The organism is Marinilactibacillus sp. XAAS-LB27 (assembly GCF_036039175.1).
GTDB lineage: Bacteria > Bacillota > Bacilli > Lactobacillales > Carnobacteriaceae_A > Marinilactibacillus.
The window spans coordinates 92,408-106,151 of the sequence record NZ_JAYXKP010000006.1 but is presented as its reverse complement, the minus strand read 5'-3'; the positions used below and the strand labels follow the sequence as shown (position 1 = coordinate 106,151).

Annotated in this window: 10 protein-coding genes; 7 read left to right on the top strand and 3 right to left on the bottom strand. The window is 36.2% G+C overall.

Annotation, left to right across the window (positions count from 1 at the left end; translation table 11 throughout):
- Positions 1–166: 166 nt before the first annotated feature.
- From VXN63_RS08805 to VXN63_RS08790, 4 genes are all read left to right on the top strand, one after another.
- A complete protein-coding gene (locus VXN63_RS08805; RefSeq protein WP_327757674.1) occupies positions 167–1,582 on the top strand; it encodes a 6-phospho-beta-glucosidase in 1,416 nt (471 codons plus the stop codon).
- Positions 1,583–1,739: 157 nt separating this feature from the next.
- The gene (locus VXN63_RS08800; RefSeq protein WP_327757673.1) at positions 1,740–2,651 is read left to right on the top strand and encodes a VOC family protein; all 912 of its coding nucleotides are present in this window, start codon (positions 1,740–1,742) and stop codon (positions 2,649–2,651) included.
- Positions 2,652–3,160: 509 nt separating this feature from the next.
- Entirely contained in the window at positions 3,161–4,855 is a 1,695-nt protein-coding gene (locus VXN63_RS08795) for a hypothetical protein (RefSeq protein WP_327757672.1), read from the top strand.
- Positions 4,856–4,926: 71 nt separating this feature from the next.
- Entirely contained in the window at positions 4,927–5,856 is a 930-nt protein-coding gene (locus VXN63_RS08790; protein WP_327757671.1) for a glycosyltransferase family 2 protein, read from the top strand.
- Positions 5,857–6,078: 222 nt separating this feature from the next.
- Here the strand turns inward: VXN63_RS08790 and VXN63_RS08785 are convergent, their stop codons facing one another.
- Complete coding sequence (locus VXN63_RS08785) at positions 6,079–6,876, bottom strand: alpha/beta fold hydrolase (RefSeq protein ID WP_327757772.1); 798 nt, start codon at positions 6,874–6,876, stop codon at positions 6,079–6,081.
- A gap of 223 nt (positions 6,877–7,099) precedes the next feature.
- Between VXN63_RS08785 and VXN63_RS08780 the strand changes: the two genes are divergently transcribed.
- On the top strand, positions 7,100–7,351 hold the full coding sequence (locus VXN63_RS08780; protein ID WP_327757670.1) for a hypothetical protein: 252 nt from the start codon (positions 7,100–7,102) through the stop codon (positions 7,349–7,351).
- A gap of 169 nt (positions 7,352–7,520) precedes the next feature.
- On the opposite strand, the gene VXN63_RS08775 is transcribed toward VXN63_RS08780, so the two are convergent.
- On the bottom strand, positions 7,521–10,157 hold the full coding sequence (locus tag VXN63_RS08775) for a cation-translocating P-type ATPase (RefSeq protein ID WP_327757669.1): 2,637 nt from the start codon (positions 10,155–10,157) through the stop codon (positions 7,521–7,523).
- 235 nt (positions 10,158–10,392) lie between these two features.
- Positions 10,393–10,686, bottom strand: a complete 294-nt coding sequence (locus VXN63_RS08770; protein ID WP_327757668.1) for a helix-turn-helix domain-containing protein — start codon at positions 10,684–10,686, stop codon at positions 10,393–10,395.
- 202 nt (positions 10,687–10,888) lie between these two features.
- Between VXN63_RS08770 and VXN63_RS08765 the strand changes: the two genes are divergently transcribed.
- Together VXN63_RS08765 and VXN63_RS08760 are read left to right on the top strand one after the other, a co-directional pair.
- Positions 10,889–12,490, top strand: a complete 1,602-nt coding sequence (locus VXN63_RS08765; RefSeq protein ID WP_327757667.1) for a SulP family inorganic anion transporter — start codon at positions 10,889–10,891, stop codon at positions 12,488–12,490.
- 194 nt (positions 12,491–12,684) lie between these two features.
- Positions 12,685–13,668 carry an aldo/keto reductase gene (locus VXN63_RS08760; RefSeq protein ID WP_327757665.1) on the top strand — a complete coding sequence of 328 codons (984 nt, stop codon included), beginning with the start codon at positions 12,685–12,687 and terminating at the stop codon, positions 13,666–13,668.
- Positions 13,669–13,744 lie beyond the last annotated feature (76 nt).

The window sequence follows — 13,744 nt, the reverse complement described above, 5'->3', positions numbered from 1 at the left end:
GACGTAGGCTCTTTTTTGTAAAGAATAATAGAGGGACATTAAAATTACGTAAAAAAAGTAATCTTTTTATAAGAACGCTTGCATGTAAACCATTACATAGAATAAGGTTAGAATGTAAAGGATTGAAAGCGTTATACTTAAGAAAAAGCCAAGGAGGAAAATGAACATGTCAAAGGATGGATTGAAGATTGTAACAATTGGTGGAGGTTCGAGTTACACACCAGAATTGATTGAAGGGTACATTTTACGTAAAGATGAATTGCCAATCAGTGAGATTGTGCTAGTCGATATTGAAGATGGTAAAGAAAAACTGGATATTGTAGGGGCGATGGCTAAACGAATGGTCGAAGCTGCTGGTCTTGACTGGAAAGTTACGTTAACGCTTGACCGCAAAACGGCTTTAAAAGACGCTGACTTTGTAACGACTCAATTCCGTGTCGGCTTGTTGAATGCTCGTGTTAAAGATGAGCGTATTCCTTTATCTCATGGCATTCTTGGTCAAGAAACCAATGGAGCTGGCGGAATCTTAAAAGCATTCCGTACCATTCCTGTTATTTTAGATATTATTGAAGACATGAAAGAAGCCTGTCCAGATGCATGGCTAGTCAACTTTACGAATCCAGCAGGTATGGTTACAGAAGCTGCCATTAAGCATGGTGGATGGGAAAGAACTGTTGGATTATGTAATGTACCCATCGGTCATGTTAAAACAGCTGCAGAAAAATTGAAGCTTCCAGCGGATGACTTATTCTTCAAATTTGCAGGAATCAACCATTTCCATTGGCATAGAGTTTGGGATAAATCAGGGAAAGAACGGACAGACGAACTGATTGACTTGATTTATGGACCAAACCAGAACGAAGACGATAATCATTTGAAAAATATCCACAGCGCTTTATTCCACTATGAACAAATTCAAGATCTTCATATGTTGCCTTGTGGTTATCACCGTTACTACTATATCGAAGATGAAATGCTTGAGCATTCTATTGAAGAATTCAAAAACGGTGAAACGAGAGCACAAGTCGTTAAAGAGACAGAAGCACGATTATTTGAAATGTATAAAGACCCGAATCTAGATCATAAACCAGAAGAACTATCTCAACGTGGCGGTACGCATTATAGTGATGCAGCTTGTGAGATTATTGCCTCTATTCAAAATGATAAACACACAGAAATGGTTGTCTCAACGAAAAATAACGGAACAATTACTGATTTACCATACGATTGTGCAGTTGAAGTTTCAGGCGTCGTTACGGCTCATGGTTTTGAACCTTATAACTGGGGAACATTCGAAAATGATGGCGCTAGAGGCGTCATTCAAAACATGAAAGGTATGGAAGAAAGTGTGATTCGCGCAGCGATTGAAGGAAACTATGGTGCTGCACTTCAAGCCTTTACGGTTAACCCACTCATTCCAGGTGGGCTTCTGGCGAAGACGGTTCTAGATGAAATGTTATATGCTCATAAAGAATATCTACCGCAATTTGCAGATAAAATCAAAGATATCGAAGAAAACCAACCAGAAACGGTCCAATATGTAGATGAATTGATGAAAACAAATGTAAAAGAAACGGTCTAAAAATTATGAATAGAGAAAAGTCTGGAACCATTTGGTTTTAGGCTTTTTTCTACGTAAGAAATAAGACTATACTTTGAAATAACGTGTGTTAAACTATACTCAAACAAGAAGATATGACCGTTGTTATAACGTTTGAACTGATTATGGAGGGATTAACATGACAAAGTCGTCACAAGTAATTGTTCCAAGTCTATGGTTTGACACTGAAGCTTTTGAAGCAGCTGATTTCTATACGTCTATATTTCCTGATTCAAGAATCACAAACAAATTGACCTTACCGGATACACCTTCGGGAGACGCTGATCTAGTATCTTTTCAATTATGTGGCTATGACTTCACAGCGATAAGTGGCGGACCGTACTTCAAAGTGAATCCACTGATTTCATTTATGATTCGCTTTAAATTGATAGAGGATCCAAAAGGGGAAGAACTCACTAAACTTTGGACTGCATTAGAAAAAGCCGGAAAAGTTGAAGTCCCTCTAGAAACGACTTCTTTTAGTGAGAAATACGGCGTAGTTCAAGACCGTTACGGATTTACTTGGCAATTGATGCTTGTTGATGAAGAAGATGACAAACCAGCTGTCATGCCATCTATCTTATTTTCAGGTAAACAGTTTGGGCAAGCAGAGGAAGCTATGCGCTTATATACCTCTATTTTCAAGAACGCACAGATTGGAGAAGTTTCTCGTTTTCCAATTGAAGGTAAGGCAGATAAAACAAGTGGTGTATTCACTGAATTCAAGATTGAAGATCAATGGTTTGCCGTGATGGATGATGAAGACGATCATGAGTTTCAGTTTAATGAAGCTATTTCGTTTATGGTCAAATGTGAAGATCAAACTGAATTGGATCACTATTGGGAAAAGCTGTCTGCTTTTCCAGAGTTCGAACAGTGTGGATGGCTGAAGGATCCATTTGGCTTATCTTGGCAAATTGTCGCAAAAGATATCGATCAAATGGAGTCTGAAACTAGTAGCCCGGAACGAATCAAACGCTATATGGAAGTGCTATTAGAAATGAAAAAACTAGATATCGCTAAATTGTGGTCAGCTTATAATGGTGAGTGAAATAGGGCATAAAAAGGATGTGGTATAAATCTCATCCTTTTTCCATGTCCATAAATAGTTCTTAGTATTTATTATCTTTTCGAATGAAGGATAGTATGAAATTTACAAATTTCATCAGTGTCAATACTTCATACTATCTTGAATCTGTTTTTTGAAAATTAAAACAGGATACTTAGTACGATTTACCTACCTAATGAGTTAAATATGATTTTCTAAGTAATAGGGTATTAGTTAAAAAAATCGCAAGAGAAAAAACTTTAATGTAAGTTTTTATTTTTAACGAATTTGATTGATGATATACTTATTGAGAGGTTTTTTTACATAAAAAAGTGTATAGTCCTTTGAGGTGATAATATAAAAAGTAAGTGTCAACTTGGCTAGTCCTTATATGTTAGATCAAACATCTAATAGATAAGGCTGCTTTTTTGATTAAAACGAATTTAAATTCAATTTTTTAGTAGTAAAGAAATATCTTGAGAAATTATATAGATATGTGGAGGTAACTAGAATTGACGGTGAAAAAAAACAATTTAAGTATCATAGGAAGGATCGTCCTAATTGCAATATTATTAATTCTACCCCAGTTAGTTATGAAATCAATGGTAATTGGTTCTGATTCGATGTTTCATTTTAATAGGTTTTGGGATACCGCATCTCAAATAAAAAATGGAAATTTTCAATATTTTATCCAGATGTACGGATTTCAACAAACTGGACGAATCGTGAATGCTCTTTATGGACCTTTCATGGCGTATTTTCATGGATTACTGGTGCTGATTAGCCCTTCTTGGTTCATTTATCAACTACTGTCAAACTTTATATTATATGTAATTGCCGGTTTGAGTATGTATGGATTATTAATAGCTAGTTCTATCAAAAAGGATATTGCTTTTTATACAAGTGTCTTTTTCATGACGACTTTTTCAATTACATACTGGATTACTAGGCAAGGATTTACAAGTTGGGGAGCTGCTCTACTTCCAATATGTCTATTGCCGATAATTCAATTTGAAAAGAATAACAAATTCAATGCTTTCCAAGTAGGATTTCTTGTTGCCTTAATGACCCAAGTACATATGTTTACTGCGTTGCTATTAGTCATCATTTATTTTATCTATTTTCTTAATTTGTTTTTTAGAAATAATACAAATAAACTAAGACTACTCGTTTCTCTCTGCTACTCAATATCGTTCTTTTTACTACTTACTTTGAATATTTGGTATAGTTTTTTAACGATTTACAAGGAGAATAACATTGTTCCTCCTTTTATTAATAAAACAATGTATTTAAATACGATAACATCAAATAGCTCTTATTGGCTAACTACCCCTTTCCCTTTAGTCCTGCTCATCGGGCTCAAGTTGTATTATGATATTAAATCATGGAAGAATTATGGTAGCTTTGATAAAGTTACTTCGCTTTTGACCTTATTCTTTTTACTACTTACGACCAATATCGTACCTTGGAAATTCTTATCAACTAATCATTTATTGGGTGTAAATTTCATTCAATTTCCTTTTCGTTTTTTTGTTCCGTTTACTGTTCTCCTTTTATTTTCGACTGCTAAAAATTTAAACCATCATTCGACGTTTTCAAAGAAGAAAAAGTGGTTTAGGCTATTACTTTCTTTTTCCTTAATTCAAACAATCGGTCTAATAATATTTGCGAGCCTTCAATGGAACTCAAATGAGCCAATAAAACCATCCCTGCATCAATTTTTATATACTGATGATTCTAGTGTTTTAAAACAATCCTTTTATAGTAAGGATAAATTGCTAAGCCTCGAACTCGTTCAGAAGTCTACACCAGATTATCTGCCTACTTACCATGAGGACCAGTCAAATAAATATGAGCTATATGAAGAATATATTCTGGCTGAAACCAATCAATTTGATAAAAAAATAGAAAATCATTCTCTAGTGGTCACTTGGGAAGGTGATTCCCTTGAAGAAAGAAATATTCCTGTTGTTGTTTATCGCGATACAGTAATTACACATAACGGCGAACAGCTTACTGGAAAAGATATACAGTTATCTGGAATTGGAACACCAAAATTAGTAGATAAAGAAGGCGAAAACACCCTGAAAGTCACTTACAAAGAAAGTAGAATATTCTCAATTCTATTAGCTACTACAGTATTAACGTGGTTGATTTCAATTTCTATGATACTTTTTAAATTTATTGGACGAATTCGAAAAGTTTAATGATCATAAGTTATTTTTAATGGTTACAAAATGAGTATTAGTGTTCAACTTTATAGGAGGGAGAGAACTACATGGATAAGATTTTATCGATTGTTGTGCCTTGTTTTAATGAGGAGAAAATGATACCTATCTTTTTTGAAAAAATATCGAATATTGAATTGCCACTAAAGAAAGAATATATTTTTATAGATGATGGTTCCTCAGACAGTACTTTATTAGAATTACAAAAGATCGTCAACGGTACTAAAGAACAGATTCGATATATCTCCTTTTCTCGTAATTTTGGAAAAGAAGCTGCCATATATGCTGGACTTTCTGAATCTAAAGGAGATTACGTTGTTTTGATGGATGTTGATCTACAAGACCCTCCAGAAATGCTAATAGATATGTACGCTCACATAGAAGAGGGAACCTATCATTGTATAGGAGCACGGCGAGTTACCAGAAAAGGAGAGCCTTTTATTCGCTCTTATTTTGCACGTTCATTTTATAAATTAATCAACAAAATATCGGACATTGATATTGTTGATGGAGCTAGAGATTTTAGAATGATGAGACGCCAAATGGTTGATTCTATCTTAGAAGTAAAAGAATACAACCGATTTTCAAAAGGAATATTTAGTTGGGTAGGGTTCAACACACTTTACTTAGAATATGAGAATCATGAAAGAGCGGAAGGGGAAACAACCTGGTCATTTTGGAGTTTATTTAAATATTCGTTACAAGGGATAGTAGCTTATTCTGACGTTCCCTTATCAATCGCTTCATATATGGGCGTGATTTCATTTGTCATTTCTATTTTAATGATGATTTTCTTTATGATTCGTACCATTATCTTTGATAACCCAACACAGGGTTGGACTTCTTTAATGGTGATCATATTAGGACTAGGTGGCGTCCAACTGCTTTCTTTAGGGATTTTAGGAAAATACGTTAGTCAAACATACTTGGAGACTAAACGTAGACCTCTTTACATTGTAAAACAGACAGAAAGAACTTAGAAATAATGTTGTTCTATCTTGACATGATGAACTACTGCACTGAAAGTTCATATTAAGGTCATCAAAACCCCCTATTAAAGTAGAAATTCTTGACGTCTACTTTAATAGGGGGTTATCAGTTTCAATACCTTAAATTTAATGGTCTCTTTTGATTAGGTATCTCAAAACCTTTTTTTATATACAGTTCGCTATTTAAAATGAAATCATTCTTTGAAGTAGAGATTATAATTGGATGAAGTCCAATAAAGCATTGTTTAAATCTTCTGGTTGGTCATGGAAAATACCATGCCCACTTTCTTCGAAGGTTTTAAGTGTACTGTCAGGTATCGCTTTATTCATCAACTCAGCAAAGTCGTAAGGACATACCTGATCTTCTTTACCGTGACCAATCAAAGTAGGGACAGTGATTTTAGTTAAGTCTTCAGAAAGATCTTCATCTCTTAAAGCAATTGCTGAAAGAATTGTACCATATGAAGAAGCTTTAAACGCTAAACTCGCAACCCAGTCTGCGTAAGCATCACTTGGTTTCTTATTAAACAATTTTGATCCAAAGTCAGTGACCATTTTTGGACGGTCAACTTTAGCTTGTGCAATCAGTTCATCTACGCCTTCTTTTTCCATTCCATAAGGATAATCAGATCCTTGCGTAAACCTAGGAGCCGCAGCGCCAAGAAGAACGAGTTTGTTGACTCCAAATCCGTTGTGACGGGCCATATATCTAACAGCAGTCGCTCCACCCATAGAAAACCCAACAAGTGTTGCATCTGTTATGTTTAATTCTTCAATAACAGCTCTAACGTCGTCAGCGAAAGTATCATAACCATATCCTTCAATACCTAAATCAGAATCTCCGTAACCTCTAAGATCAATTCCGATTACACGGTAACCATTCTCTAAAAGATGGTTATACTGATATTCAAACATCAAGTTATTTAGTGGCCAGCCGTGAAGAAAAACAACTGGTGAACCTGAACCCATATCTTTTACAGCGATTGATACATCATTTTTACCTTTTATCATTTTATTCAACTTGCTTCCTCCTAAAGTTCTATTAACTACGAATTCATAGTAACTCTTCAATTGAACTTTTGGAAATATAATGCTCATGCATTTCGTTATCTGATATAATAGAATGACTGTAACATGCTTTAAATAATACTAGAGGAAAAATAGTTTTAAGCTTAAAACATGCAGTCTCTTAACCAAAGATCTAACTATTTTAATGGAGGAAGAGGTATATAAAATGACGATTTTTTTGTTTATGATGTTAGTTACGCTACTTTTGCTCAATCTCAGTCAACAAAGAGAAATCAAAAAATTGAAAAGTTTCATTACGCATGATGAAAAAGAGCTTAAGACATTTGCAGAAGAAACTTACCTTAAAGAAGGCAATGAAGTGAAAACCATTAAATTACTTAGAGAAAAATATTATACATTAGACCTAGTAGAGGCAAAGCAGATCGTAGACAAAATAAAAGAACCTAGACAAGATTGAAAAACAGCTAATCTAAGTTCGCGGGATTTATTTTTATTCTATAGTGCTATAAATCAGACAGTGTAAATATCATGAACACTTATCACTCATACAAAAAAGAGATCAGGAATTTTTCTCCTGATCTCTTTTTAATTATCTGAAAAATTATTCCAACACTTGAAGGCTTAATCTAATCCGCTAATTTTGAAGGGAAGACTAGCTTTCTAATTTCTAGGATAGCTGTTGTAGCGAGTGCTAGTCCAGCAGCGATTCCCCAGTGCTCTAGTCCAAATTCTGCTGGGATATCAAATATGGGACGCACAATTGGTAATATTGTAATCGCATAAAGCATCATACATACAGCAAATGCACCGACAACATATTTATTTGTAAAGAATCCTGCTTGGAAAACGGTTTGAGAATTCGAACGAGCAGGGAATACCTGTAACGTTCTAGCAAGAATCAATGTTGTGAAGGCCATAGCCACACTAATTTCATTAGAATATCCTAAACCGATATACTGAGAAATAATAACAGCTACACCAATGGTTAATCCTCTAAAGATAACAGACTGCAGTGTTTGACCAGAGAATATTCCTTCATTAGGATCCCTTGGTTTCTGTTTCATAATGTGCGGTTCACCTGGTTCCATTCCTAATGCAATAGCAGGGATAGAATCGTTTACTAAGTTGATGAATAGTAATTGTAAAGCAGTAAATGGATTCACCCAGTTCATGAGTAGAGCAGCGATAATCGCAGTAACAGCACCTAAGTTACCTGAGAATAGATAAGCAATCGCTTTTTTGATATTACTATAAACATTTCTACCTACTGAAACGGCACTTACAATAGAAACGAAATTATCATCCGTCAAGATCATAGCAGCGGCATCTTTTGAAACGTCTGTCCCACTACCCATAGCCACACCAATATCGGCTTGTTTTAATGCGGGGGCGTCATTCACACCGTCACCAGTCATGGCAGTGATTTGGTCTTTATTTTGCCAAGCTTCAACAATACGGATTTTATTTTCTGGTGTAACTCGGGCGTAAACAGTAATGTGCTCAAGTTTTTCCATTAGTTCTTCTTCAGAAAGGGCGTCTAGTTCTTGTCCAGTTAAAGCAATATCGCCTTCTGTAAAAATGTTCAAGTCTCTTGCGATTGCACGTGCCGTGGTTTTATGGTCACCTGTGATCATGATCGTACGAATACCCGCTTCTGCAGCTTCTTTAATCGCAGCGTAGACTTCTTCTCTTGGAGGATCAATCATTGCAAGTAATCCTACAAAGATCAAGTCATTTTCATCATCTAAATCAAGATCAGATTTAGTAATTGGTTTGTAGGCAAATGCTAAAACGCGCATTGCTTGATCGGAAAAATGTTCGTTTTTGTCGTGTAATTGTTTTAAATATGTTTCTGTCAGCTCTTCAACGTTTCCATCAATTAAAATTTTAGAACAACGTTTAAAGAGAACATCGGGTCCACCTTTAGTCAGAATCATTTGCTCACCATCGATTTCGTGAAGAGTAGACATCAGTTTACGAGTGGAATCAAAGGGTAACTCTGCTATTCTAGGATAAGTGGAGCGTAGCGTTGAAAAAGGTAAGCCTTGTTTATTACTGTGATCGATTAACGCAATCTCAGTAGGATCACCACTTGATTCTCCTTTTTCATTGATGGAAGAGTCATTTGCAAGAACAGCAATTTGCATCAGACGATTCTCGTCAAAAGACCATTGATCTGGTTGAGAAGCGTAAGCTTTTTCTTTTTGACCAGCTAAGAATGTATCGACGACTGTCATTTTGTTTTGTGTCAATGTACCCGTCTTATCCGTACAAATAACACTAGTAGAGCCCAACGTTTCAACGGCTGGTAGTTTACGGATGATGGCGTGACGTTTAGCCATTTTATTAGTTCCAACGGATAATACAATCGTTACAATCGATTGCAAAGCTTCTGGAATGGCCGCAACCGCAACTGCAACTGCGAACATAAAAGCATTCAGTAATGGAATCTGGATATCTTGCGTTCCACCTAAAAAGATCCGTGCAGCTTGTATACCGAAAATCAAAATAGATAATCCAAGAATCACAAATCCTAATTTTTTACTGAACACTTCTAGTTTACGTTGAAGTGGAGTTTGCTTAGATGTTGCATTTTGGATCAATTTAGCCACTTTACCCATTTCAGTTTCTGATCCGATTCCAGTAACAACATATTTTGCTCGACCATAAGTTACAAGAGTTCCGCTGTAAACCATATTGAGTCGGTCAGCTAGCCCTGTATCTTCTGAGATTGTTTCAGCATTTTTATCGGAAGGAACAGATTCTCCAGTTAGAGCACCTTCTTCAACCTGTAAAGACTCTGCTTCAAGTAAGCGGCCATCGGCTGGTATATTATTTCCAGCTTCTAATACAATAATATCTCCAACAACAAGCTCTCTAGCAGGTATGCTTTGTGTACTGTTATTTCGGATAACGGTTGCGGTTGGGGCAGCCATATTTCTAAGCGATGCCAGCGAATCTTCTGCTTTTCTTGTTTGTACGACACTAAGGATCGAGTTGATGACAAGTACAGTAAATATGATGATAGACTCAACGGTCTCGCCTAGTAGAACTTGAACGACAGCTACAATTAAAAGAACAATAACCATTGGATCTTTAAAGCTTTCTAAAAATAAAGATAGAGTAGACTGACGATTTTTTTGTTCAAGCTCATTAAAGCCTTTTTCTTCCTGCCTCTTTTTTACTTCTGAGGAAGTTAGTCCATCTCCTGTAGTATTGAGCGAAGATAACACTTCTTCGGTATTCTGCTGATAATGGTGCATTTTTTTCCATCCTTTCTAAGATGAAGGAACTCTCAATAGAAAAAAAGAGACGTATACGGAGGCAAAAAGCTCCGCATACGTCTCACTATTTAATACAGCACCAGCAGATAAACAAGTATCTACGGTTGGTGGCACTGTAACAGCTTTCGCTGCAAGTTACTCCCGTAAGCTATTTTGTTGTCGAATTCATTATATAAAAGTAATGAAAGGATTGCAAGAAAATCATTTTTTATCTTTACCAATTCAATCCATCTAAAAACTTGAGAAGATCGTATTGTTTTTCTTCAGGTAGAGACTGAATGATTGTAATCAACCTTTTTTCAATAGGGCTGGCGTCATCATTAAAGAATTCAGACAAAGAGACATCAAGTGCGTCGCATATATGAGAAAGTGTTTTTAAAGATAGTTTTGTTGAATTATGTTCAATCGCAGAAATAAAAGAAGGAGAGATATCTATTTTCTGTGCAAGTTCTTTAGCAGTCATTCCTGCAGCGATTCTTAAAGCTTTGATTTTAGGACCAAATTCCATAACGGCACCTCAGTGATTTTTTTGTTACAAGAGTATCATAGCATGTTGACTGATTAAAAAAAAGAAGAATTTTAAAAATGAAAACACTTTAAAGTTCATAAATTAACTTATAGGTAAATTTTATATTGTAATATATTATTTATGTGTTAATATATTTAATTGTGACTGCCAGTATAGGCGGGTTAAAGAAGGAGAGAATAGAATGAGAGATAAAGAACAGTCGAAACAGGAGAAGTTTCGACCGATGCAATTATTGAAAGACAATAAAGGCGCAATTAGAGGAGACGTACTGTCAGGGTTAACAGTAGCGTTAGCGTTAATACCAGAATCGATCGCTTTTGCTTTTGTAGCGGGTGTTAGTCCAATTCTGAGTTTACAAACAGCCTTTATGATTGGATTAGTGGCAGCAATTTTTACAGGAAGACCTGGTATGATCAGTTCCTCTACGGCTGCAATTGCAGTGGTCATCGCATCATTGGTCGCAACTCATGGACTAGAGTACCTTTTTGCAATGGTTGTTCTCATGGGCGTTATACAAATAATTATCGGATTATTAAAATTAGGGAAATATGCTAGAATCATCCCCTATCCAGTAATGCTTGGCTTTTTGAATGGATTGTCGATTTTGATTTTTATCGCACAATTGGATCAGTTCAAAATCAATCAAGTAGTAGAAGTAAATGGTAATATGGTTACACAATCTGTATGGATGCCGTGGACAGATTTAGCTGTTATGATTGGCTTTGTACTATTTACTATGGCTATGATTCATATCATTCCTAAATTCACTAAAGTGATTCCGTCTAGTCTAATTGCTATCGTTGTGATGACTTTAATCGCTGTTGGACTCGGTAGTGCGGGTATACACCTCAGAAATGTACAAGACTTTGCCGGAATGGAAATTGTTGGTGGACTACCAGGATTCCACATTCCTCAAGTTCCGTTAAACTTTGAAACACTTAGAATCATTACGCCTTATGCCTTTATAGGTGGGCTAGTTGGATTAACTGAAGCGGTATTGACCCTTCAAGTTATTGATGAAATGACGAATACTCGAGGTAGAACAAACAAGGAAATTATTGCACAAGGACTTGCCAATACAGTCAACGGTTTTTTTGGCGGTATGGGAGGAGATGCAATGATTGGTCAATCGATCATCAATATCAAATCCGGCGGACGTCACCGTTTATCGGGACTCGTTGCGGCCTCAGCTCTCATGTTCTTCATTATGTTTGGCTCAGCATTTATCAATGCGATTCCATTAGCTGGTCTAGTAGGCGTTATGTTTATGGTAGTTGTGGGTACCTTTAAATGGGAAAGTTTACGCTATAAAGGGAAAGTACCTATGCAAGACATTTTAGTGGTCATTATTGTATCAGTAATCACGATCTTTGCAGACCTTGCAACAGCTGTTATCACGGGAGTAGTTGTTTCAGCATTGATTTTCGCATGGGAAAAAGGAAAAGTGATTTACGCCAATGTAGAAGAATCTGATAATGGTTCGAAAACATATAAAATCAATGGAACGCTGTTCTTTGGTTCAGTCTTGAATTTCAAAGAATTATTTGATGTAGAAAGTGACCCGAATGAAGTTATCTTGGATCTGAAATACGCAAAAGTAACAGACTATTCTGCAGTAGAAGCAATCAGTTCCGTTACTAAAAGATATGAAGAATCAGGCAAGACTTTTAAAATTATCAGATTAAGTGATGAATGTAAACGAATGTTCCACAATGCGAATGCCTTTACTTCTGTCATTATTGATGAAGGTGAAGACGAGATTATCGAATACCCATATGTATAAAATTACAAAGACTCTCAAGACTGTTTTACAAGCAGACTTGAGAGTCTTTTACTATCAAAATAAGAATGATAACGGATTCAAAATGTGTTGTAGTACTAACTGAATAGTGCTATGCTTTGATTGTTATGGCGTATAATCAATTAAATCAATCAGAAGTTCTGCATTACTTAAAAGCTATGAGGAGGAAATGAATAATGGAACACAGTTATTTAGGACGAACCGGTCTTAAAGTGAGCAAGCTTTGCTTGGGGACAATGAATTTTGGTTCATATACAAGTGAAGAAGACGCTTTTGCAATTATGGATAGAGCATTGGAAGCGGGGATCAACTTCTTTGATACAGCCAATGTTTACGGTAGTAAAGGTCAAAGAGGACAAACTGAAGAAATTATTGGACGCTGGTTCGCACAAGGTGGCGGCAGACGTGAGAAAGTTGTATTAGCTACTAAAGTGTACGGCGGTATGGAAAATGAAGCAGATGGACCAAACAAAGAAAGTGGACTTTCTGCTTATAAAATCCGCCGTCATTTAGAAGCGTCATTGAAACGACTTCAAACCGATCACGTAGAACTTTATCAAATGCACCATATTGAACGTCACGCACCGTGGGAAGAAATTTGGGGTGTGTTCGAGTCGATTGTTAATCAAGGAAAAGCCTACTACATTGGATCAAGTAACTTTGCAGGCTATCATCTTGCCTTAGCTCAAGCGGCAGCTGAGAAAAGACAATTCCTTGGATTAGTATCCGAACAGCACAAGTATAATCTGCTTTGTAGACTACCGGAATTAGAAGTACTTCCAGCCGCAGGAGATTTAGGTATTGGTATCATCCCATGGAGCCCGCTAGAAGGCGGTATGCTTAGTGGTAAGATGCTCAATCCTGAGCCCGGTTCAAGAAGTGAAAGTCGTGCAGCAGAACTCTCTGACCACGAGCGCAATCAGTTAGAAGATTACGCTAAGCTTTGTAAAGAACTTGGGGAATCTGAACCAAATATTGCGTTAGCTTGGCTTTTAGCTAATCCAGCAGTGACAGCACCCATTATTGGTCCAAGAACAATGGAACAATTAGAACAAGCACTTAGAGCCGTTGAAATCAATCTTTCAGAAGATACAATGAAAGAATTAGATAGAATTTTCCCAGGACCGGGTGGCCATGCTCCAGAAGCTTATGCTTGGTAAAAAAGAAAATCTATTTTTTCTCTAAATAACTAATTAAATAGACTAGCAGACATTAAACCTCTTGTGAAAGAGACTT

Coding starts and splice junctions, on each gene's coding strand:
- VXN63_RS08770 (WP_327757668.1), bottom strand. CDS start 10,686: ATGGAATTTGGTCCTAAAATCAAAGCTTTAAGAATCGCTGCAGGAATG.
- VXN63_RS08790 (WP_327757671.1), top strand. CDS start 4,927: ATGGATAAGATTTTATCGATTGTTGTGCCTTGTTTTAATGAGGAGAAA.
- VXN63_RS08780 (WP_327757670.1), top strand. CDS start 7,100: ATGACGATTTTTTTGTTTATGATGTTAGTTACGCTACTTTTGCTCAAT.
- VXN63_RS08765 (WP_327757667.1), top strand. CDS start 10,889: ATGAGAGATAAAGAACAGTCGAAACAGGAGAAGTTTCGACCGATGCAA.
- VXN63_RS08800 (WP_327757673.1), top strand. CDS start 1,740: ATGACAAAGTCGTCACAAGTAATTGTTCCAAGTCTATGGTTTGACACT.
- VXN63_RS08760 (WP_327757665.1), top strand. CDS start 12,685: ATGGAACACAGTTATTTAGGACGAACCGGTCTTAAAGTGAGCAAGCTT.
- VXN63_RS08785 (WP_327757772.1), bottom strand. CDS start 6,876: ATGATAAAAGGTAAAAATGATGTATCAATCGCTGTAAAAGATATGGGT.
- VXN63_RS08775 (WP_327757669.1), bottom strand. CDS start 10,157: ATGCACCATTATCAGCAGAATACCGAAGAAGTGTTATCTTCGCTCAAT.
- VXN63_RS08805 (WP_327757674.1), top strand. CDS start 167: ATGTCAAAGGATGGATTGAAGATTGTAACAATTGGTGGAGGTTCGAGT.